We start from the raw sequence: 21,388 nt of genomic DNA, 5'->3' as shown, positions 1-21,388 counted from the left end.
CTGCGGGTTGGTTTTATTTCGCCAATTTGTGAACTGATTAACACAATGACTGAGTCTCAAGGAAAAGACGTCAGCTTAATGTAATAATCTCACTTTCTAGTCATGCTTAAATATCCTCTTTTCTGGACAAAGATGTGCCAGACCTTGGGTTCTTCTCTTTCTCTTGGTCATTCTATACTTGAGATTCGCCGACAATTCTACTGTATGCAAATTAACCTTCTGTTTGGACGCATTTCTATCTTAAGCAATATGTTAACTTTCATATAAATCATAATTTATTGTAATTAAAAGGAAAGTATGATGGATGTTGAGATTAATTACTGTAATAACATTGATAAAGCAAAAATACTCATTTCAGAAGGTAAGTTAAATATTAAATTTGCGCCCAATGGCACAGGGAAAAGCACTATTGCTAGGGCAATACAATATAGCCAAACTCAAAATCAACAATCCTTACAACTGTTACTACCCTTCAAATTTCGAACCAACAATCCTGATAATATACAACCTTTAGTGACCGGTACTGAAGCCCTGTCTCAGGTAATGTGCTTCAATGAAGAATACGTGAGCCAGTTTACATTTCAACCTGATGAACTAGTCAGCAATAGCTTTGATATCTTGATAAAAAATGATGCATACAGAGAGACAGAACGCGAAATAGAAGAAATAATTATCACTATCAGGCAAGTATTCACTGATAATCCTGACCTTGAAACCCTATTATCAAATCTTCAAGTACTTGCTGACGCGTTCAAACTGACAAAAGCGGGACTTTCCAAATCTACAACTGGCATGAAAGGCCTATCATCCGGTAACAAAATAAAACATATACCTCTTGGATTGGAGTCTTACAAACCATTTATTCAAAGTGATAAAAGTGTTGACTGGATTTCGTGGCAGACAAAGGGACACGAAGATTTTAGCGCATTGTCCGACAATTGTTGTCCATTCTGCACTTCAGATGCTAGTGTGAAGAAAGAGCAAATTCAGAAAGTCAGTCAAGAATATGACAAAGCTGTCATTAAAAATCTGATTGGAATTATCAATGTTGTTAAAAGCCTAGGTGAGTATTTCTCTGAAGCTGCAAGAGAGAATCTTGCAACAATTACCAACCTTGAAAATGGACTAGAGAACCAGCATGAAACTTATATTATCACTATCAAGTCACAAACAGATGACCTTATCAAAAAGTTAAACACACTGAAAATGTTATCAGGCTTCCACTTTGAGGAAGGAGAAAACGTTGCAGAAAAATTGGCATCCTACATCCTAGACCTTAATTTTTTCACAGAGCTTCAGTCTACTAAAACCCAAGAAACCGTTGATAAAATTAATAGTTCTCTGACTGGGCTTATAGTTCATGCTGGTAAACTTCAAGGGAAAATTAATCAACAAAGAAGTAAGATAAAAAAACTAATTGAGAAACATAAGAAAGATATTAACAACTTTCTATCTTATGCTGGATATCGATATAGAGTACAAATTATCGGTGACAGTATGCAGTCATGGCTAAAACTTCAGCATGTCGATCATGATGAATTCGTCAGTGGTGGAAGCCAACATTTGAGCTATGGTGAAAGAAACGCATTTGCAATCGTTTTATTTATGTATGAGTGTCTTGCAAAAAATCCTGGCCTTATAATATTGGATGACCCTATCTCCTCCTTTGATAAAAATAAGAAATTCGCGATACTAGAAATGTTATTTCGCCGTGATTCGAAAGACTGTCTCAAAGGTAAAACTGTATTAATGCTAACCCATGACGTTGAACCAATTATTGACACATTAAAATCAGTCAAAAATCAGTTCAGCAATCAAGTATCAGCATCCTACCTACGACTCGATAATGATCAAATTTGTGAGCAGAAGATTAGTGAAAACGACATTAAGACTTTCGCCCAAATCTGCCAGTCGGTTACCGATTCAGAATATAATGATATTATTAAACTTATTTATCTAAGAAGACATTATGAAATTTTGGATGACAAAGGTGACGCCTATCAAGTTTTATCAAATATCCTCCATAAAAGAGAAAAACCTACCGATAGCCGGGAACCTCAGGATGAGAACCGCCAGCATCCAGAAATGGATAGTCTACGGGTAATTAAAGGCTGCGGCGAAATAAGCGAACGGATCAACACATTTAATTATACTCGCATTCATGCCGAATTATCCGATGATGAAAATATTAGAGCCTTATACCGGAGTTGCCAAAGTGGATATGAAAAACTTCAGGTTTTCAGATTGTTCGATATGGATGTTAAAAATTCCGTTATCCAAAAGTTTATCAACGAAACCTACCACATTGAAAATGAATTTATCTGTCAATTAGACCCTACTCATTTTGACTTCATACCGGCATATGTGATCAAGGAATGTGATAAAATCGTTTTCTCAGAATCAACTGAGCCTGTCCTATAGAAGCAGTAATTTTACGGTTTTTTTATTCTTGTACTTTTATTTACAGTAACTCCCAGCCAGAAAAAATTGTGGGTGGGAGTTTATTAATCAGCCCCAAAAATCTGAGTTTCAATTTTTCTTACTCTTAGTGACTTCAATCCAACCCCGGCAATTTACCCTCTAACATCTGCTGCGCTTTCACATAATCTTCTGGCGTGTAATTCACCTGGTTAATGGCACCACCATCAGGGCCGCTAATTTCAGTTTTATTTTTCAGCATACCCAAATGCTGACCGACCATTTTTAGCGCGTCGTCCTGATTACGGGTAATGACCTCTAAGCCAAACTTACCTTGCTTAACACCAGCATAAAGGCGGCGTGCCGAAATAGATAAATCCCGCGAATCATGAAAATGCGCCCTGCCTTGCCCCTCACCATTACAACGTGGGCAATCTGGATTGGGATCGAGTGTGCTGTCAAAACCGTAACCGCCATCATCCAATGGTGCAGGTTTGCCGTTATTGGTTCTTTTCTCTGACTCTTCCTGATATTCCAGCTCGTTAATCCACTGGTATTTATTTTCAATCCCCCAGCAGTGACGGCAACATAAACGGCGAAACTCTGAAATTTCGTTGGCGTTGGCCGTGGCAATATCCCACCACCAATTTAAAACGGCATCCTGCGTGATATGCGTCCGTTTTTCTCTGGCTTCCATAGCATCGCGGATGGCCTTGTTTACCGATACATGGCGATACAACCGACGGGCAGCGGCAGCACCGGTTAATCCCTCGCATTTATATCCGGCCCGTTTATATGCCGCCGTCTTGTCCAAATCAATTAAATACTCACTGACAAATTTCGCCTGCATATCGTTAAGCCCGTATCTACTGGCGATAGAGCGGCTTTCTTCAATTTGATTTTCAATTTCAGGCAATTCGATATTTTCAATTTTCGAAATTGATTTTTTATCTTTGGTTCGCAGGTTCGCACCGGAATGATGCGAACCTGTTTTGCGAACCTTTTCGGGCTTAGGCCAAGTATCAGCTTTAGCCCTCTTCCGTACTGCGGTATCACTGACACCGTACTTTTCAGCTAATGCGCGAATTGAAAGTTGTCCGGCACAGTATTCGCGCTTTATCGCCTCCCAATCCGGCTTTTTCATTTTTTACTCACATTTGGGTTTTAAATGCTCCAGCAAGAAAATCATGGCTCGCGTGTCGCCTTTCTTGGCTTTGATAAACAGAGAATTGGATATATCCGCTATCCCTTTAGCTTTTCCCCGGCGAACAGCCAGCCGGTAAAGTGAGATTGCTGATTTATCTCTTCTTAAATTATCAATGTCGATTTCCAGTGTGTCGGCTATCTGCTGTTCCGTTAATCCACGCCCTGCCAATGCCTCCACCTTATCTAGCGTCGGCTTATCCATCATCAGGCCCTCTTGGGATAGGGTTTATGACGGGATATCAGGATTTTTTTCATTTTCTTGTCGAGAGGCATCAGGTATTTATGCTTTCCTGATGTTTTAAACTCTTGGGCGTTGGGATCTAAATGCTGGCGAATTGATTCAAGATTTTGTTTTACCCCCTTGGCAGAAACACTGCGCGGATGGGTTTTCTTACCCTTGATAATGAATGCACCCACCGTTCCGGCCCCAAATAACCCCTCATATATCCAATTGGTGGCCTGATAAATTCCGCCATGATGATTTTGGTCTTTATCTGCATAGGAGACGATTAACCGCAGACCCGGACAGACATCAGCAAGAAATTTAATCGCTTTAGCCAATATCTGACTAACTGGCGATATATGCTGGCGTAACGCTACGCGGGTAAGTTCGCAAACTTGATCCTGCTGTAAACTGTATGGCTGCCCGATATGGTTATTAGCGCCGCGGCTAAAAATAACGACACCAATAAACTTCCCATCTTCCCACGCGCCCACTTTTACCAATTTTCCCACTGGTACCGCTTTGGCATAATGCCAGTTAAGGCAGGCAAAGCTGGCCGCTTGATGAGTCGCCCAATCCACCGTGAGTGCAGTCATAGGACACCCCCACAGTGTGGGCAGAGTTTGGCGTCCAGGTGATCGAGCTTTCCCTGATCATCTTCGTTACCAGGCAGGAAATCGAGATTCAACATTTTATCGATTTCATCAGACGAAAATCCGGTTAGACCAAGGTCAAAATTTTCTGCCAATAAATCACTTAATTCCAAAGTTAAGAGATCCTGATCCCATCCAGCATTCAGTGGTAATTTATTGTCAGCAAGACGATAGGCTTTTTTCTCAGACTCCGTTAACCCAGATAGTGTGATGGTAGGAACTTGTTCCATACCCAACTGTTCCGCTGCCAATAAACGACCATGACCCGCAATTACCTCACCCCGCTCATCAATAAGAATTGGATTTGTCCAACCGAACTGTTTAATACTCGCCGCAACTTCATCTACTTGCTCCGCTTAGTGTGTCCTGGCATTTTTTGCGTAAACAATCAACGAACTGAGTGATTTATAGGCTATCTCTAATTTATTCTGATTTTTTACTATGGTCATTTTGCATGTTCCAACTATTATGACCCTGCTCTCGAGAGCAAGTGGGCCTTGGTTCGTACTCATGACCTAACCTGTGGGTATGAATGGCCGTTAGTAGCTCCAACTACTCGCGGTCGCCCACCTTCCTAAATAAAAAAACCACCAGCAAATAACGGTTAAGGTAACCAGGCAGGATATGCAGGTAGCTTTGCTTGCGCATTTCACAACAGCCTCGTAAAACTGCTGTGAAATAAACATGATTATTGATATTAAAAGTTTTTTAACAATAAGTTAAGGTTGAGCTTTGTTAACCGAATTTTTACACCATTTCATTAATAATGAGGTTTTTTCATGAACGTAAAGATGCTCAAAGATTTTTTTAAAGGATCTGATTTCGCTGACGGGATAATCGCTGTGTCAGAAACAGATGATAATTTGGGCAGCGTCTTACGAGTGCATCTACTAAGCGAAATGTTTTTAGAGGCCTTCATATGTAGCAGCGTTGGTAATAAAGAACTGTTTGATCCGAAACCACTGGATAAAGTCAGATTCAATCTAACCTATTCAAATAAATTAAAATTGGCGCTTAAGCTAGGGCTTCCCACTCCTATTTTTAAAGCAATGGATACATTAAATGATCTTAGAAATGGTTTTGCTCATAATTTAGGGCAGAGTGAAATCAAAGATAGTTACCTTGAAAGTATGATCTCACACATCAATAAAATAGAAGGTACTGGGGATTTGCCTCTTTCAGAACAAGGAGCACAATTCTTCAACAAGGACGGAACTGTCAGGGCAAGATACTCTCTTGAATCCGATGAAACACCAAATAGAGTGAAGCTTTTGATCCTTTATGCTGCATTAGTACGAAGAGCATATACAACTTTTACAAAAGCTTAGTTACCAGAATATGTTAGCCCGTCAATACATACGGCCTAAATTAATTATGTTATTTCTTTTCGTTACGTTGCCGCCAATTAATCACTTCATCGAGCCGCCCCTTACAGATCCGCAGCTCACGTTTCAACACCAGCGCATATAACCCACTATCGCCCCAAGTGGTACCGACGAACTCCGGCACCTCGCATTCAGTTAATGCTGATTCTGGCGGTAGCAATACGGGACAGCTAGAGGGTGGACGTGAAGCCGCCTTATTCGCGCAAGATGTTAATGCTAGCGTCAGGCATGCGCTGAATAGCACACTTATCATCTGACGCCGCTGCCAGAAACCGCTTAAGCTGGTCTTCACTTTCATTGCGTAGTTTCCTTTCGTTCTCTAACTGGCGGGTTGTGGCTGCTCGGTTGGCGGCTTCATTCACCTGGTTTGCATCAATAATGTTTCCCAGTGCCGTGTTTGTTGCTTGCTCGGCCACCAGCTCCGCTTCCGTTTTTTCGACCTTATTTGAGAGCCGATAACTGTTAAAGAACAGAGCCAACACAATAACCACCAACACGGCAATAACTATCCCAATGGCTTTATTCATCCAGCCCCCAGCAGGTCAGCTCGCTTTCTTGTGCGCGGCGTTCTATCTGCCCGTAACAGTTATTTGAGCGAATATTGCAATCCTTACCACCATCGCGAACCCAACGTTTGATTTCAGCGCATGCACCTCTACGGTCGCCAGCATTGAGTTTTCGATAGAACGTAGAAGTGAAACATTTGCTCGGGCCGATGTTATAGGGGCAAAACGAAGCGATACCGGCAATCTGTGGTTCAGTCAGCGGTACCCGGACATTTTTCTTTACCCAATTGATAGCCTTGTCAGCCTCCAGCTTATTTACCGCGGCGCATTTCTCCGCTGACAGCTTCATCCCTTTCACTACCGGTTTGCCATCGACTTGAGTCGCACCACGGCAAACAGTCCAAATCCCCTTTCCATCTGGATAAGCTACAAGCCGGTTACCCTCTTTCTCATCCAAAAGCTGATCAAGAATTATGGTTGCCGGTGCTGCAACCATAATCAGAGCCAGGACAGTCGCGCTCAATTTGCTTTTTGTCGAGGCCATCACTCACCATCCGGTTTATAGCCGTGGCGTCTGTCCCAAATTTTCACGCCAGCATTAAGCAAAAATGTCAGGGCCATAAAAAACAAAGAGCCAAGTACGCCGATAACTGTCCACTCATCAGGTGTGAATCCAGCAATTAGCTCTTTAACCCAAAAAATGAAACTACCACCCGACACGGTATAGGAGACCGCTGTTGTTATATTGCTCATTTTCATAGTCTCCCCCTCCCTGATGGGTTGGGTGTTTTTAAAAATAAAAAGGCCACGCAAAATAGCGCAGCCCCACAATTATTGGCTTGTCATTTTTCTATATCTGTTGTTGATGTTAATATCCCATTTCTCATATTTAAAAAAGGAATACATCATGCGTAACACTGTAATTAATGCTCTTGAATGTTGGGCATCTAGACCGACGTGGTTCAGTTCTCATCCAAGTGACGCTATCGAGTTAAGAAAAGCAATTTCAAACCTAAAGAAAATATCCCCACCGCCAACTATCAGCGAGCTAATTGAAGCTATCACCCATCATGTTGAAGATGCACCAACCATGCCTGGCACACCGAAAAACATCGACACCGCAGTTAATGAGTTCGCACATAAAATTGTTTCAAAGTTATAGGAATCAATTTTAGTCAAATTGATTCCATATATATAAATAAAGGAAGGTGATTAATGAAAATAGAAGGACTCTCTGCTCTGTATCAGAATATGCGCACTCAGAGCATCAAACGTACTACCTTCCAATACCGTCACAATAATGTGTATTTTGATGTAATGTTTATTATAGATAGCAAACCATTCAAACTTCTTTTTGGCGCTATTGGTCATGATTGTGGGTTCTATGTAAACGTCAACCCGGGTTTTGACATCTCACCAATGATCCAGCCAAGTTCAGCATATTATGATTTATGTAAAGCTTTAGGACTAACCAAAGATTCCAGCAATCCCTTTAGCACTAAAAAATTTTTCGAGCATTTTGCGGCAAAAATACCGACAAGCTGCAGTAAGGAAAACATATCACCAATTCCTTCATCTATTACTCCAAATATTGATTCCGTAGATAAGACATTTTTTAGTCACTGGAAAAATAACAGTGAGAAAAGTGGTAATGTTACAGATCAAAATCTTGCAAAAACACTTAAAGCATTTGGTTCAATCATTAAGGACTTCTGCAAAGAGATGAATATCAGTAGCTGTTGGTCTGTTATTGATAAAAATAAGAAAACCCGCGAGTAGCGGGTTAATTATAATTATGACAACATATCTAATTAACGTTAAATATGCGCCTTTTTGTTCGGTTTTGCAATATCTAGTCGCTAACTTCGTCAATAATAGGATCTGGACGACGATTTAAGACCAGTTGTAGCGCTTCTGCATCCAGTTCCTCAAAAGCCTGTTTCAGTCGTACCCAATGCGGTGCATATACCTCACACCACGTTGAACGAGAAATACTCATAAGAGTGGCTAGCGCACTACCCGCATATTCTTTGTAAGTCTCATTGTTATTTTTTGCAGCAACGTCTTGTGCGGCAAGCCAAACGAGCGAAATAAGGCGTTTCTTTACCTTGGTTTGTACCGGATTATCAGATAGGTGCTTCTGGTATATCTCCCAAATATGTTTGCAAAATAACACTTGGTACTCAAATTTTAAATTAAAGCCATAGCAGTAATTCAGCCACGCATTTTGAAATTCATTAAGGGTGTTCACCGCTCGCCGCCATGAACACAAAGAAAACTCAAATTCATTCATTGGTGGCATTGGGCGTTTACGGCTCCGAGTTTCAAGAGCATAAGTGGGTGTCGTTAGCATGCAAACCTCCCGCCCCCCTTCGAGCTGAACTTTATGGATTTTCAAGCGAGGGTAATGGTCTTTATCTGCTGGTGGATTTTCACTAAAAGCCTCAAGCTGGCCTTTGGTTCCGCCAGATATATCCACCAACGCCTTGGTTAATTCAGTGCGCGCATACTCAAGTTGCTGTGCGTTCATCAAATGAACCCCTCTTTCTTCCAAATAGCTTGTGTCCGAAAAACACCCTCGGCATGCAAAAGCCGTAACTCATCGCGGGTGTAATCTGATTTTTTTCTTCCGTCGATCGCGTCGTGGCAATCGCTGCACCCAATTGCAGCCTGTAGATCATGCGGCTTTATACCCGTTCCACAGGTACCGGCCATGCGGTAATGTGCCAATACGCTAGTTTCAGCATTACCGTTACATATTCCGACGATACGAATCTGGCACTCACGGCCTCTTGCCTCTTTGCGTAAATTAGCCATAAATCCCCCTATGCATAACTTAATAGCTGGCTGGCGGCATTTTCTGCGGCAGCAGGTGTACTAAAGGTTTTGTTCAAAATGAATTGCCAAAGCACATCAAGAGTGGCTTTGTAGAGTTCGGAGAATTCGGTATCGTCCATCGATGCAAACGAAATGGATTTAGGTTCTTTAAATTGGGAGCCGTCCGGCATTTGAATAATGGCAAAGTAACCGGCTTGAATGGTTGTCCAGCGTCGGAATGCATCAAAGGATTTAAGGAGGGTTACACGGTCTGCTCGCTGCTCTGCCAACGTATCGAGATATTGACGGGCTAATTCTTCCAACGTGTCACTATGACCGGCGTATTCAGCCAAATAGTTTACATAACCACGCACCAGCTTCTTTTCTTCGGGCGATATGGTGCCACCGGAGGGTGTCCAGTAATCAAAACCCAGATTCAATAAAGAGAAGTATTTACGGTGAAACTTTGGATTGCGGACTTGCTTAAAATCAGCGGTGAGAATAGCCCCCAGCTTGACTTTATAATGCAGAAAATCTCTAACATCGGGTGTGGCCGGTGTCAGTGTCTCATTGCCAGATTTGATAAATGAAAGTTGTGCCATCTTGCCCCCAAGGGTGATAACACAACAACAACTTAGGTTGTCAGTTGTTCAGGCTGACTTGGTTATTATACCGTTAAATATCAGGGATTGTAATGATATACCCCGCTCTTTCTGCCATCTCGATAAAGGCTGGCAACGTTGCTATAAACTGATCCGGCCTTAATTGTTCAATACTTATTATGTTACCTTTTTCACTATGAATTACAGTTCGACCATCCGTTGGTAAGTGTTGAATCAAGTTTTCTATAGTAATCATTAAGCTAATACCTTTATGATCTCAATAACCCCATACAGGGGACCTGGTTCAACCGATTTCATGTGAATGTCAGTTAAGTAAAGTTTCATATTCTAAATAGCGGATATAACCACATAAAAAGTATGAATATCAGCAATTTCTTGTTGATTATGCCGCCATCCTCCAGATACACAGCTCTGGCATATTGGCCCTTACCAATGCCTCGGCAAAGGGTGGCGGCACTGCATTGCCACATCTTGCCACCTGTTCAGATTTGGGCCAGAGGGTGCCATCAATATCGCGGTCAATAATGTAATCCGGTGGGAACCCGCTGGCATTGTAGAGTTCACGGGCAATCAACATGCGCATACAAATATCAACGATGATGTATTCGCCCACCGATAGATATTGTGGTCGTGGTGCGAGGAATAAAGGCCAGTCGTCCGGTGAATCGCTGAAATGATCCACCAGCCGCGCACAGTTCCAGGCGTTATAGCGTTGCTCGTCGGTCAGAGGTTCAACATCAAAATTGTTTTCCACCAAGCCAAAGCGCTCTTTGGTCGTCACCGCGTGTATTGGTTCTGAGAGATCTACTGAGCCACCGGTACCGTAATACTTGGTCAGAAAGGCGTTTATTATCCCGACATGATTACCGCCGGCGGTTAAGGTCGGTACCGGTTCAGTGATCGGTTTACCATCGCGGCATGTGCCGCGCAATTGAACCAGGTGAGATGTACAAAGCGCGTGGTGATCAACCGTGGTGATGGTGTGCAATGGCTGGTTAATATTGATGCCTGCACCGGTATAATTGCCGCCATAATGCTTGGCAAGATAAGCGCAGGTTAACTGGCTTTTACCGCCCCCACCCGCCGTCACGGTACCCAAAGGCGTATTGATATCATTTGCCGTACTGTTACCGAACTGACGCACAACTACCGGCGCAGCGATTGCGAAACCGTGAGTTCTGGTGATGGTCTGTAACGGATCACGTAATGACTGCCCACGGAAGCAATCATATTTGGATTTGGTGCTGGTGTGGTTGCACTTCACCGCATACGGCTCTAGCAACAAATGCTCGGCCTTGCTGGTGATGGTGGTTAGCGGTTGGTCTAGCGGATACTGCAGGCGGTCGCCACCGAAACCGGTTTGGCCCAACCGCACAATAAACGGATCAGGGTTATCAATAACAAAGCGTTGCAGCCCTTTGACGATGCGCCGCAAGGTATTATCAGCCAAATCTTTCTTGCGACCGAAAATAGAGCGTGTTGGCTGGCTCCAATCGATACACTCCGCCGCCGTTCGCCAGGGTTGCAGCATGCCAGAAAGTACACTCGCTGAGTTTGGCTCGCCGTGGCTTGGCTCTGGCCATACAACCGGCTCACCGTCACAACGCCCAACCACAAACAACCGCTTCCTGATGGTAGGTGTGCCGTAATCACAGGCTTTTAGCTCCCGATGATCCACGTTATAACCCAGCCCTGAAACCAACTTTGCCGCCTCAGGGCCATTGATATCTATCTTCAAAAACTCACACACTTCGGTCAGCGCTGGATGATTGCCATCAATACCGGTACCCAGCATGTCAATAAATGCCTTGAACGTTTCCCCTTTACGGGCTGGATCTGGTCGGTGATTACCCTGGCTATCCGTCAATAATGGCCCCCAGCCACGAAACTCTTCGACGTTCTCGAGCATCAGAAAACGTGGGCGCACTGCCAACGCCCAACGCAACACCACCCAGGCTAAACCACGAATTTCTTTCTTAACCGGCGTGCCGCCCTTGGCTTTGGAGAAGTGGCGGCAATCAGGACTGAACCAACCCAGCAATACCGGCAAACCACCCGTTGAGATAAGCGGATCAACACTGAAAATATCCTCAGGGTAATGCAGTGTTCGCGGGTGATTGATGGCATGCATAGCCATCGCCACTGGGTTATGGTTCATGGCAATATGTGGCTCATAGCCCAATGCTTGCTTAATGCCCTCGCAGCTCCCACCGCCACCAGCGAACCCCACAACCACCAAACCATCCTGCAAATCAGGCCGCGCTACCGTGATTTCTTTACGTCGCGCCCATGCATGAGCCGCTGTTTGGATATGCTGCGGATTATCTCGATTTAAAAACATCTGGTTCATTTGGAGCAAAAGCTGTTGCTGGTGGTCGGGACTCAACGCATGTACCGGTATAACCGATGAGGCACATTGATTTACTTCCGTAGGCCAGATCATTGAGCACCCCCGCCTTTTGTTTTGGCCCTGAGTATCGAATCCGCATAAAAACGCTCACTGACATTGTGCAAGGTAAATTCCGCTACCGGTTTTTCATCGCGGGTAATATCAACATGTGGCGATTTCATCAAGCCAATCATACGCATCTGCAACATGCGCAGCGTAATGCCGTGATCCGGATAGGATTTATCAAGCGCGGCAAGAATGCCGGTATAGGTCAATGTTTTACCCAGCATCACTGCCACCAGCTCACTGGCTTTTAGCCGCAGTGCTGATGATGTGTTAGATTTTTTAGCCGCTTTAGACTTCTCTGATTTCGTTGCTGCCGATGTAGGAATTACCACCTTTTTCGGCTTGACCGGCGGCGTATAAGGCGCTCGGCATCTGGCGCGAGCCGCCATTCCCCAGGCATCAATGATGCAGGATGAATGATCACATTTGTCGTCAATCACTGGCCGATTATCATTGATAAAATTATTACAGTTATTAATTTCCATTGGTCATACCTCGCTTATTTAACGTATCGGTTTCCTGCGGCTAGTTGCTGTGCCGGGGTTAATCCTGATGGTCGGTCAGGTGTTTTCAATTGGCGGCGAATTGGGGGGATTGGTACACCACTGGCGGCGCGTTTTTCCCACTTGGCTAACTCGATACCTGCCTGTGTTTCTAGTCCGGTATCAGTGAGTCTTTTTTCGATTCCAAGGCGCTTAAGGTCTACGCAAATCTGATATAAAACCGGGTGACGCCAGTTGAATTCCTCAGCACAACTGTATTTATAAAATTCATTCCGGTAGCGCTTAAGCTCGGCGAGAACATCCACCACAGTTAAACCCAAATGGCCACCACCATGCTCCGCCACAAGAGAAACAAACTCGGCAAAATCTGGCGGCCAAGAGTTACCAGATTCACAGCGTTTCATGCATGCGGTGCAAACTCGCTGGAGTTGGTCACCGGTCATTGTGCTAATCTGACGTTCCCACAGTTCTGACGGGCGATTGCCATTCTTCGCAGTCCAGCGGTTCGCGTAGATTTTGATCATGAGATCCCATAGGTTCCATGCCTGTGACCCGCTGTTGTTCCCAACTGAGGTATTGCTCAGAGTACGGTCGTGGGTCGCTCTGGTTGAATCTGAATTCCACATGATTTTCTCCTGTGCTTACTTGCCACTCATCGTCGAAATGCTGCGACGGGCCAAAAAATGTTTTTGCCTGCTTGATAAATTCCGTGCCAGTTTTTCCCGTCGCTTTGACGAACGCCGCATAGCGCCTTACCCCTTCCAACATCACATCAGCCGCTACGCCATCTCGCAGTCTGGCATTCCAAGCCTTGAGAGCGCCGTGTTTGTCAGGACTCCCCGGCCGACGGGGATATATCAACCAAGCCGCCTCGAATTCTGGCGGATATTCATGCCGTTTATTTTTGCCCTCGCCCTCCTGGGGTTCCAGCTCGCGACTCGAAGGCAAATTATTTTCATTCGGCCCTGTGGCGTTTTTTTCGCCATGGGACAATAGGGTTTTATCTTTTAGTTCTTTCTCTTCCTCTAACTCTTCCTCTGGTAACGCTTTTTGATCCGGTGGTGTAACGCCGCCAGCGTTACCTTTGTTGTTACCTTTTGATTTCGAATCTCTGAATTCTGTAACGCGCCGACTGGTAACTGCCCGTTTTTTAGAGCCTTTTCCGTTATGGCGTTCAAAATGTGGGAAATACATTTTTGTGCCATCATGTTTTAACCATCCAACGGAAAGCAGTGCGTCAGCGAAGCCCGACATAAAAGTGATACGGTCAATGCCAATTCGGGTAACGCTAACGGCGTTACAATCTGCGTTACCGTCGATGGTCTGCTGATCAGCCCAGACCCAAACACGGATTAACTTTCCGAGTACGGTATCCGGGTCAACATTCAGGATTTCAGCCAGTTGGAAGATCTCCGGTTTATCTGGAGTAATCACTTCGACTTTTATCCAACTTGATGCCATACCTACCCCGATTCAGTGCTGCTCTGTAACGCTGATAACGTTACATTTGGCGTGACTAGTATTAAAAAGAGCGTTAAATGCTCTCCGTTGCCCATGCATGGCTTCACGGGTAAATTGCCGTAAAATCACCCGCGCCATATTTGCTGTAATTGGCATATTTCCGTAACGGTAACCATTGCGATAAGTCAGTTTTTTAGCCATGTGACACCCGCCACGGCTTTTTAGCTTTAACGACTTTCGCTACCGGTTTATCCCGCATCCGCTTATAGGGTTTGGCATAGGTCTTAGCCCAAGCCAATGCACTGGCAAATGTAGAGTTCGGCGTATCGGTGGAATGCTTACCGCCTTGAATAGCCGCCGATCTGGCGACTGTCTCGCTAAAACCGACACGTTGCAGTTCATCTCGTAATTGTTGCTCGACTTGTTCTCTGGAAAATCTGGCCATTGGTCATACCTCGTTATGCAATCAACTGCTGTGTCACCGGAATAAGTGCATGTATTGCCTCAGTTGCTTTAATTAATTTCTGTGACATATCAGAGCAGCCCAACAACACCGCACTCATCGCCAGCGAGAAATCGCGCAATGCTTGTGCCGCCAAATAATTCACTGAATTGGGGTTTTCCAATCTGGCACGCCGCTCTCCTGGCAATGCCTGAAGTATGGCTGGAGTAAGTTCGGCGATTTTTGCTCTGGCCTTGTCAGTGTCACTATCAACCCAGCGGAACAAGCGCTGTTTGTTGTTGTGGGTGGCGTGTTCATCCTCAATGGGCGTGAGTGGAAGCTCATCACCACCGAGATCGAAATAAGCCTGTGCTACTTCTGCCGCGACAATTTCTTGTTTGGTTTCTGCTGCCCAGCTCCGCAATTCTGCGCAGATGGCATCATGTTTTAATTTCACAGTGACCTCCTTATGAAAGCTGATTTTTAAAAATCAGCGTTTACTGTGCTGGTGCTATAGGCTTGTCATAGTCAATAGGGTCGTAATGCAATTCGGCATTAGAGGCTTTCTCTAATCGAACGGCCCTTTTCTCTGGGACTAAATCACCCCAAGCAGAAACCGATGGCGGCTTAACCCCCGCAGCTTTTGCCAGAGCACTCTTGGTGCCGAAATATTGAATGGCATCTTTTTTTAACACGTCGCCTCTCCTGTTGTTAGATTTAGTTAACAAGTTATTTGTTCAGGAAATTTAAGTCAAGAGAATTTAGAATTACCTAACTATGAAAAATCCCGGTGAACGCATCAGAGAGCGGCGAAATGAGCTGCAACTAACCCAACGCAGCCTTGCAAAGGCGGTGAAAGTGTCCCATGTCACCATTTCACAATGGGAAAGCAACGACAGTTCACCTTCTGGCAAAAATCTATTTGCCCTGAGTACCGCATTACAGTGCTCACCAACGTGGATTTTATACGGGGATACAGATCAATCCCCCTCACCCGCAGTAAAGATCCCACCTGAACTTGATGAGAGAGAAGCTGAACTAATTCAATTGTTTGCGTCTCTTCCTGAATCAGAAAAAGAGCGGCACTTAACAGACCTTCGGCTTAAAGTTGATGAGTTAAACCGACTTTTTGAAGAGCTGTTACAAACCAGAAAAAAACTCGCCAAATAAATATTCATACTTTTCAAATTCTTACCGCTAATTTCGCCCTTATTGTTAAGTTTATTTAAATTTACGATTGAATTTATTGTTAGTTTAAATTAACTTTAGCCCATCAACGGCACAACAGCCGCTTAGGTAAGCAAGTTCTGACAATCTGAAAGCAGATAAAAAGGGATAGACAATGGGAAAGCTATTGGATGACCACAGTAAATATGTTGCACAAGCTAAAGCCAAGGGGGTGAATTTCATCACTCTTCGCTGCCCAATATGTAATAAAGAAATTGAAACACGCAGAGGAATAGATAACGCAGTTTGGGATTCACTAGCGACTTGCCCTCATTGCGAATCGATTTATCTAAAAATTACTGATGGTGGGAAAGCAACTGCCGAGATAATTTAACCCTTAATATTCAGGAAATTTATGGAGCAACTATTATTCGCTTTAGTTGTATCGGTATGCCCTGCTCATGAAATTTGTAGAGATATTGTCTATGAAGTTTATGACACCCAACAAGAATGTGAAAAAGTCATTTTCGAAAATAGGTTATTCAACGGCAACTGCTACCCAGTCGATGCCATTATTCATCAACAATAACGAGGTATGACCAATGAAATTTAAAGAAATTAAATTATCTATTAAACCACTTCATAATGACGTTGCTCAGTTATCCGCAGAAAATGAAGTAATCGGCTATGCCGTTAAAAATAAAGAGGCTAATTTACCGCTGGCTTCTATTGTTTTGCCTAGTGGTGAAACTTTAGGGGATTATCACTGTATGGGCTGTGCAATTAAAGCCGCCGCTCAGCATTATATTGGTATTGGCGAAGATGAAGTCATTGAGGCCAATTTCAGCTTCGGTAATAACAACGTCCGTAACTTATTATTAGCTGCTTTGTTATCAAGTGTTGTTGATGATTTAACCACTCAATCCAGACATTAATAATTGCAGCCAACACCAGTGAAACGGTCGTAAAACTCAGCTCATTAAAGTGGATATATCGACGCCGAAAACGTAACCGGCATTAAAACAGACGTAAAAAAGCCCACACAAGGTGGGCAATCTTACCGGCTTAACGTCCCGGTGACGGCAGAGTCAGCGACCAAACCGACTCTAGCGAGGTATGACCAATGGCTTCCACCACTGGACGCCGAAATTATAGCGAGATCTCTATGCAAAAGACAACACTTAGAATCCTGGCTGATTCTATCGTCATCGCTAATGCTGCTAAATCCCCCGCATTAGTCGAAGTTGGAGCGAGTCCAGACGCAATAATGGGCACTGTTTCAGATCTAATAGAATCCGGCATTGTAGATGTACGTGATTTAATTTCTCTGGCTTTAGAAAAAATTAAAAAATGTGACTCTACGTCGTTAGATCATGTATTACCCACAGATGAATTAATAGCACTGACCGATTGTTATTATCAGATTAAAAATAATTAGCGAGGAATGACCAATGAGCTTATTTGTATGTGGGTTTCTACCCAAAAAATCAGCTATGGCAAATGGTGCTGTAGCCATGGCGATTACTGTTGATGCCAAAAATCAAAAAATGGCAACAATGAAATCCACCATGTTATTAGAAGGGGAATTCCCCGGATCAAGTAGTAATTTCTTTGCCCCTAAAGTTTTTGCTGATCGTGTGGGTTCCCCTCGCCCTCCGGTACATGATGATGCTGAAGATAATGCCATATTCAGCACTGAATGGATGGAACATAATCAATGGAATGATGAAACTAAAGAATTTGAACCTATCGTCGTTGATAATACTGATGAAATTGACAATGTTAAAAACATCTTCGATTTACCAATTAACGTAAGAATTGCATATGTTTTATTATATGGCGTAGAGCCTGAAATTGTTGATAGCCATCTATTATCTAATGCATACGATTTAATTAATGATGATGAATCAGAGCCGTTATATCGTGCAGTTATTGATGGCTTGCCACGCTTACCACAAGTTAAGCACATGTACATCACTACATTGGCACAACTCATTGATGATGTTCAGGCCCACACTCCGGTATTTAAATCATGGCCGGACGTTAACAAGTTTGCTGAAAAGTGGATCAACTCCCGTCCAGATGAGCGGGAACACCCTGGCCATCAAGCGAATGAACAAGCCAATTCATCGCCTACGCCAGCGGGTCATCGTGAACGCGATTATAAGCATGATTACGCCTCTCTCGATCTTGAAGTCGCCTGCGCCCTGTTCCCCAGTGATTATGATGTTTGGGAAGTGCCATCATCCATTTATCGTGGCGCTAAAGAAAAAGTAGAGAAAGGTGATGAGGCTTGGCGGCGCTGGTCAACAGCTTTACGGATTATCCCTGCCATTTTAGCGGTTTCCCGTGATGATCTGTTTGCAATGATCCGCAGTGCTGAATTGGATGTTCATAAAGACCCAGCCAAGCTGAAAGTCTATATCAATCAGTGTTTACAGCTTGATGTAATCAAAGCCGATGATGTGAAAGTAGCAAACCTTGGCGATGGCAAATTTAGTGTTGATGGCTTGACCAGCGCAGCCAACGATTCACCGGCGAATACCAGCACAATCGAAAAACCAAAAACTGATACAAAAGTGCCAAAAGGTGCAACAGAACAGCCCAATCATGTATCAAACATTGCAAATAGCGCCATTAATGATGAAACGGCGACCATTAACGCCGAGACCCATACCAATAAGCAGATAGAACCTGAATCACCGCATCCTACCGCAGATGAGTTCCAACAGCGGGCATCACAGATCGATCAGGATATATCTAAGTTACCCAAAGAGTCTCAGGATAATTTAAGTATCTGGAAATCAGTACAGCGCACCGATCCCGCGCGTACCAAGCGCAAAGATACGACCAAAAATGGCAAAGTCATTCGCTCTGTGACCAGCATCAATCCTACCTATCAGACAATGAGAGCCACGGAAATCTTTGGCCCCTTTGGTAGCGGCTGGGGCGTGGATATTATCAGTGAGGAATTTATACCCGGCATCCCATTTATGGAGTCGATTCTGGATAGCAACAATCGAGAGATCGGGCGTAAACCCATGCGTGATGGGGATGGCACCATTCTACGGACCTCCAACCACACTATGCGGATTGAACTGTGGTACCAATACGCAGGAGGTCGGGGCCGCTTCCCTGCTTTTGGTCATACCAAACATATTTATCAGAGTACAAATGGTTTCATTTGTGACGATGAAGTCAGCAAAAAAAGCCTAACGGACGCCACGACCAAAGCATTAGCACAGCTTGGTTTCAGCGCTGATGTATTTATGGGGCTGTTTGATGATGCTGAATACACCGCCGACAATAATATTGAGTTTGGTATTAAAAATGCCAGCACTAAAGCTGATGATGTGGTTCGTCTGCGTAAAGAGTTAGACGACAAATTCAAAGCCAATACCGAGACGATGAAAACAGCAGTCACGGCGAATGAAGTGACAAAAATCAGCACCTCACTAACACGCACCATCGGGGTTCATCTCAAAAATGCCGAATCATCCCATGATGATGAGCACGTCAAATATCTGACCGGACGCCTAACCCGTTTGAATCAAATCAAAGATGAGTGCTTGGCAAAATTTGTCACTGAGGGAGAAAAAGCATGAGCACAAGCGCCATATCATTAGCCACTGATTACCGCAAATTGCAGGAAATGGCCGATAGCGGTGATGAACTCACCCCCGAAATGGTCGCTGACACTCTCTCTGGCATTGAGGGCATGCTGGAAGATAAGTTCGATGCCTTGATGGCACTGGTACGTAACACGCTGGGTCAGGCAGAAATATGTGCCAACGAAGCCAAACGGATGAGTGCACGCAAGAAAAGTTTTGATAATCAGGCTGAAATCTACCGTAAATATATATTGGAATGCATGATTCAGGCCGGTAAAGACTCGATCAAAACGGCGTCCAATACCTTCACTGCCCGAAAAGGGACAAAAAAACTCGTCATCACCGATGTGAATTTGTTGCCTGATGAATATGTCGACTCCGTTTCTCAGGTGCAAATTATCACCACCCCAAAAGCCGATGAAATCAAAGCTGCCTTAAATGAGGGCCTATTGATTGCCGGTGCCAAGTTTGAAACTGGCGAACGTTCGTTAGCCGTCCGCTAACTGATTTTTAAAAATCAAAACTGAACCGGTCAGCACGTTACTATGCTGGCCGGTCATATGAACAGTAGCCCGCCTACGGCGGGAGCTAAGACTCTGTTAGAGAATGTGTTTCTTCAGGCATCGTAGCTCGCTATAATTCCGTGTATGCACATACCTCGACCGGCAAAACTCCTCTTCCAGATTGATGATGGTTGGGGCCAGTTACTCACTAAACACGGTAACGTCGTCCCAGAATGGACCAAACTCGTCATCGAACGGATGCTTGCTTGCGGTACCGGGGCAATGGGCGTTCGCCGATATTGTTGTGCTTCCGCCCACTGTTCTCACACCAAATACTTCTGCCAAAGTTGCAAAAGCAAAGGGTGCAGCGCCTGTGGCATGAAGGCCACCGAGCAATGGATTGCTGAGCAACAGCATGTTCTCCCCGACTGTGAATGGCAGCACATTACCTTCACTATGCCCGATAAACTCTGGCCTGCCTTTGCCAACAACTGGCCTCTACTCAACAAACTCTTCGCCTGCGCCGCCAATACTCTGCTCAAATGGGCCAAAAAACTTGGTATCGAAATAGGCCTGTTTGTGGCCCTGCATACCTACGGTCGCCAGCTTAATCAGCATCCCCACATTCATCTGTCCGTCACCCGCGGGGGACTGTGTCTCAAACACGGTGTCTGGCGACCGGTTTACTTCAAAAAGAAAATCGTTGAACGTTACTGGCGTCAGGCCGTCATCGCCCTGTTGCGGGAAAGCTATGCAGAGCTGGACTTACCCGCTGCCGGCTATGAACACGTTCGGGATTATCGCGAGTGGTGCCAGTTTCTTGAGGTGCAGTTCCAGCGGCGCTGGAAAATCCACTTTGCCAAAAAGACAAAGCACGCCCGGCAAAACGTCAACTACCTGGGCCGTTATCTGAAACGGCCGCCCATTGCCGCCTCAAAGTTGCGCCATTACAACGGCGGAGCCGTTGTTCATCATTACTATGACCACCGGACTCAGCGGCACCGCACACAACGACTTAGCCAGGAAGAGATGCTGTGGCGCTATATCAGCCATATCCCGTCACGCCATTTTAAGATGGTCAGGTATTACGGTTTTCTGGCCAACCGCAAACGGGGTGAGTTATTGCCTAAGGTCTACACCGCCCTGGGGATTGAAATGAAGAAAAAACCGCAGAAACCGGGCTTTGCGTCGCTGATGAAACAATTTACCAATGTGGATCCTTACCAGTGCGTGTTGTGTGGTAGTCGGATGGTTTTTAACAGTGCGGAAGCCGGTATCCGTGCAGAAGAGTTATTGGCGCGACGTCGGCAGGAGTTCAAAACAGAGCGATGGTTGCGGCAGGCGGCATAGGGAAGATCTGCCTGAAATTTGGATTGGGCATCAAAATGGGGGTTATTTTAACCAATCGTCAACGT

Annotated in this window: 31 protein-coding genes and 1 pseudogene; 12 read left to right on the top strand and 20 right to left on the bottom strand. The window is 44.5% G+C overall.

Going from position 1 to position 21,388, the window contains the following annotated elements:
• Positions 1-300 precede the first annotated feature (300 nt).
• Positions 301-2,421, top strand: coding sequence for an AAA family ATPase (locus V1955_RS09480; protein ID WP_050941909.1), 2,121 nt, complete (start codon positions 301-303; stop codon positions 2,419-2,421).
• A gap of 133 nt (positions 2,422-2,554) precedes the next feature.
• Here V1955_RS09480 and V1955_RS09475 read toward each other — a convergent pair whose 3' ends face one another.
• From V1955_RS09475 to V1955_RS09460, 4 genes and pseudogenes are all read right to left on the bottom strand, one after another.
• Positions 2,555-3,562, bottom strand: a complete 1,008-nt coding sequence (locus V1955_RS09475; protein WP_050941908.1) for a terminase small subunit — start codon at positions 3,560-3,562, stop codon at positions 2,555-2,557.
• Positions 3,563-3,565: 3 nt separating this feature from the next.
• Positions 3,566-3,829, bottom strand: coding sequence for a hypothetical protein (locus V1955_RS09470; protein ID WP_253276662.1), 264 nt, complete (start codon positions 3,827-3,829; stop codon positions 3,566-3,568).
• Positions 3,829-4,443, bottom strand: a complete 615-nt coding sequence (locus V1955_RS09465; protein ID WP_050535615.1) for a Mom family adenine methylcarbamoylation protein — start codon at positions 4,441-4,443, stop codon at positions 3,829-3,831. The genes V1955_RS09470 and V1955_RS09465 overlap by 1 nt, the downstream gene beginning before the upstream one ends.
• A 53-nt stretch (positions 4,444-4,496) precedes the next feature.
• Positions 4,497-4,949, bottom strand: a pseudogene (locus V1955_RS09460) (ParB/Srx family N-terminal domain-containing protein); the annotation flags it as partial.
• A gap of 330 nt (positions 4,950-5,279) precedes the next feature.
• On the opposite strand from V1955_RS09460, the gene V1955_RS09455 reads away from it, so the two are divergent.
• Positions 5,280-5,828, top strand: a complete 549-nt coding sequence (locus V1955_RS09455; RefSeq protein ID WP_050916796.1) for a hypothetical protein — start codon at positions 5,280-5,282, stop codon at positions 5,826-5,828.
• A gap of 49 nt (positions 5,829-5,877) precedes the next feature.
• Here V1955_RS09455 and lysC read toward each other — a convergent pair whose 3' ends face one another.
• Genes lysC through V1955_RS09435 form a run of 4 tightly spaced genes read right to left on the bottom strand, consistent with a single transcriptional unit; the run spans position 5,878 to position 7,150 of the window.
• Complete coding sequence (lysC, locus tag V1955_RS09450) at positions 5,878-6,138, bottom strand: Rz1-like lysis system protein LysC (RefSeq protein ID WP_442820824.1); 261 nt, start codon at positions 6,136-6,138, stop codon at positions 5,878-5,880.
• Complete coding sequence (locus V1955_RS09445) at positions 6,080-6,412, bottom strand: DUF2570 domain-containing protein (protein WP_439318232.1); 333 nt, start codon at positions 6,410-6,412, stop codon at positions 6,080-6,082. The genes lysC and V1955_RS09445 overlap by 59 nt, the downstream gene beginning before the upstream one ends.
• A complete protein-coding gene (locus tag V1955_RS09440) occupies positions 6,405-6,935 on the bottom strand; it encodes a lysozyme (RefSeq protein WP_442820823.1) in 531 nt (176 codons plus the stop codon). The genes V1955_RS09445 and V1955_RS09440 overlap by 8 nt, the downstream gene beginning before the upstream one ends.
• Positions 6,935-7,150: a phage holin gene (locus tag V1955_RS09435; RefSeq protein WP_019082932.1), complete on the bottom strand. Its 216-nt coding sequence runs from the start codon at positions 7,148-7,150 to the stop codon at positions 6,935-6,937. The genes V1955_RS09440 and V1955_RS09435 overlap by 1 nt, the downstream gene beginning before the upstream one ends.
• Before the next feature lie 148 nt (positions 7,151-7,298).
• Here V1955_RS09435 and V1955_RS09430 point away from each other — a divergent pair, with 148 nt between their 5' ends.
• Positions 7,299-7,553 (top strand): hypothetical protein, encoded by a 255-nt coding sequence (locus tag V1955_RS09430; RefSeq protein ID WP_050916794.1) that lies wholly within the window; start codon positions 7,299-7,301, stop codon positions 7,551-7,553.
• Between the two features lie 53 nt (positions 7,554-7,606).
• Positions 7,607-8,170 (top strand): DUF6037 family protein, encoded by a 564-nt coding sequence (locus tag V1955_RS09425; RefSeq protein ID WP_050916793.1) that lies wholly within the window; start codon positions 7,607-7,609, stop codon positions 8,168-8,170.
• Between the two features lie 73 nt (positions 8,171-8,243).
• On the opposite strand, the gene V1955_RS09420 is transcribed toward V1955_RS09425, so the two are convergent.
• From V1955_RS09420 to V1955_RS09365, 12 genes are all read right to left on the bottom strand, one after another.
• Complete coding sequence (locus V1955_RS09420; RefSeq protein ID WP_442820822.1) at positions 8,244-8,921, bottom strand: bacteriophage antitermination protein Q; 678 nt, start codon at positions 8,919-8,921, stop codon at positions 8,244-8,246.
• The gene (locus V1955_RS09415) at positions 8,921-9,208 is read right to left on the bottom strand and encodes a DUF1364 domain-containing protein (RefSeq protein WP_042546146.1); all 288 of its coding nucleotides are present in this window, start codon (positions 9,206-9,208) and stop codon (positions 8,921-8,923) included. The genes V1955_RS09420 and V1955_RS09415 overlap by 1 nt, the downstream gene beginning before the upstream one ends.
• A gap of 8 nt (positions 9,209-9,216) precedes the next feature.
• Positions 9,217-9,810, bottom strand: coding sequence for a DUF1367 family protein (locus V1955_RS09410; protein WP_042546147.1), 594 nt, complete (start codon positions 9,808-9,810; stop codon positions 9,217-9,219).
• A gap of 73 nt (positions 9,811-9,883) precedes the next feature.
• Positions 9,884-10,066, bottom strand: coding sequence for a hypothetical protein (locus V1955_RS09405; RefSeq protein WP_025378507.1), 183 nt, complete (start codon positions 10,064-10,066; stop codon positions 9,884-9,886).
• A gap of 147 nt (positions 10,067-10,213) precedes the next feature.
• Positions 10,214-12,274 carry a DNA cytosine methyltransferase gene (locus tag V1955_RS09400; protein ID WP_442820821.1) on the bottom strand — a complete coding sequence of 687 codons (2,061 nt, stop codon included), beginning with the start codon at positions 12,272-12,274 and terminating at the stop codon, positions 10,214-10,216.
• Positions 12,271-12,771: a hypothetical protein gene (locus tag V1955_RS09395; RefSeq protein WP_025378509.1), complete on the bottom strand. Its 501-nt coding sequence runs from the start codon at positions 12,769-12,771 to the stop codon at positions 12,271-12,273. The genes V1955_RS09400 and V1955_RS09395 overlap by 4 nt, the downstream gene beginning before the upstream one ends.
• Before the next feature lie 14 nt (positions 12,772-12,785).
• Positions 12,786-13,313: a replication protein P gene (locus tag V1955_RS09390; RefSeq protein WP_227478924.1), complete on the bottom strand. Its 528-nt coding sequence runs from the start codon at positions 13,311-13,313 to the stop codon at positions 12,786-12,788.
• Positions 13,237-14,250 carry a hypothetical protein gene (locus tag V1955_RS09385; protein WP_025378511.1) on the bottom strand — a complete coding sequence of 338 codons (1,014 nt, stop codon included), beginning with the start codon at positions 14,248-14,250 and terminating at the stop codon, positions 13,237-13,239. The genes V1955_RS09390 and V1955_RS09385 overlap by 77 nt, the downstream gene beginning before the upstream one ends.
• Before the next feature lie 12 nt (positions 14,251-14,262).
• Entirely contained in the window at positions 14,263-14,451 is a 189-nt protein-coding gene (locus tag V1955_RS09380) for a hypothetical protein (RefSeq protein WP_025378512.1), read from the bottom strand.
• Positions 14,444-14,695 (bottom strand): cell envelope biogenesis protein OmpA, encoded by a 252-nt coding sequence (locus V1955_RS09375; protein ID WP_442820820.1) that lies wholly within the window; start codon positions 14,693-14,695, stop codon positions 14,444-14,446. Before V1955_RS09375 ends, V1955_RS09380 begins: the two co-directional genes overlap by 8 nt.
• 13 nt (positions 14,696-14,708) lie before the next feature.
• Entirely contained in the window at positions 14,709-15,149 is a 441-nt protein-coding gene (locus V1955_RS09370) for a toxin YdaT family protein (protein ID WP_025378514.1), read from the bottom strand.
• Between the two features lie 40 nt (positions 15,150-15,189).
• On the bottom strand, positions 15,190-15,387 hold the full coding sequence (locus tag V1955_RS09365) for a Cro/CI family transcriptional regulator (protein ID WP_442820819.1): 198 nt from the start codon (positions 15,385-15,387) through the stop codon (positions 15,190-15,192).
• An 82-nt stretch (positions 15,388-15,469) separates the two neighbouring features.
• Between V1955_RS09365 and V1955_RS09360 the strand changes: the two genes are divergently transcribed.
• The 8 genes from V1955_RS09360 (at position 15,470) to V1955_RS09325 (ending at position 21,323) form a co-directional block, all read left to right on the top strand.
• Positions 15,470-15,862 carry a helix-turn-helix domain-containing protein gene (locus V1955_RS09360; RefSeq protein ID WP_042546154.1) on the top strand — a complete coding sequence of 131 codons (393 nt, stop codon included), beginning with the start codon at positions 15,470-15,472 and terminating at the stop codon, positions 15,860-15,862.
• 172 nt (positions 15,863-16,034) lie between these two features.
• Positions 16,035-16,253: a hypothetical protein gene (locus V1955_RS09355; RefSeq protein WP_025378516.1), complete on the top strand. Its 219-nt coding sequence runs from the start codon at positions 16,035-16,037 to the stop codon at positions 16,251-16,253.
• A gap of 21 nt (positions 16,254-16,274) precedes the next feature.
• Positions 16,275-16,448 (top strand): DUF1482 family protein, encoded by a 174-nt coding sequence (locus V1955_RS09350; RefSeq protein ID WP_100273932.1) that lies wholly within the window; start codon positions 16,275-16,277, stop codon positions 16,446-16,448.
• Between the two features lie 13 nt (positions 16,449-16,461).
• The gene (locus V1955_RS09345; protein ID WP_025378517.1) at positions 16,462-16,794 is read left to right on the top strand and encodes a hypothetical protein; all 333 of its coding nucleotides are present in this window, start codon (positions 16,462-16,464) and stop codon (positions 16,792-16,794) included.
• Between the two features lie 188 nt (positions 16,795-16,982).
• Positions 16,983-17,297, top strand: a complete 315-nt coding sequence (locus V1955_RS09340) for a hypothetical protein (RefSeq protein ID WP_050941904.1) — start codon at positions 16,983-16,985, stop codon at positions 17,295-17,297.
• A gap of 13 nt (positions 17,298-17,310) precedes the next feature.
• Positions 17,311-19,464, top strand: coding sequence for a hypothetical protein (locus V1955_RS09335; protein WP_442820818.1), 2,154 nt, complete (start codon positions 17,311-17,313; stop codon positions 19,462-19,464).
• Positions 19,461-19,973 carry a siphovirus Gp157 family protein gene (locus V1955_RS09330; RefSeq protein WP_025378520.1) on the top strand — a complete coding sequence of 171 codons (513 nt, stop codon included), beginning with the start codon at positions 19,461-19,463 and terminating at the stop codon, positions 19,971-19,973. The genes V1955_RS09335 and V1955_RS09330 overlap by 4 nt, the downstream gene beginning before the upstream one ends.
• A 144-nt stretch (positions 19,974-20,117) precedes the next feature.
• The gene (locus V1955_RS09325) at positions 20,118-21,323 is read left to right on the top strand and encodes an IS91 family transposase (protein WP_420073887.1); all 1,206 of its coding nucleotides are present in this window, start codon (positions 20,118-20,120) and stop codon (positions 21,321-21,323) included.
• The last annotated feature ends 65 nt before the right edge of the window (positions 21,324-21,388 follow it).

Origin of the sequence: Yersinia sp. 2545 StPb PI (assembly GCF_052217125.1) — a bacterium.
GTDB classification, from domain to species: Bacteria; Pseudomonadota; Gammaproteobacteria; order Enterobacterales; family Enterobacteriaceae; genus Yersinia; species Yersinia enterocolitica_E.
This window is presented reverse-complemented; position numbering and strand designations above follow the sequence as displayed.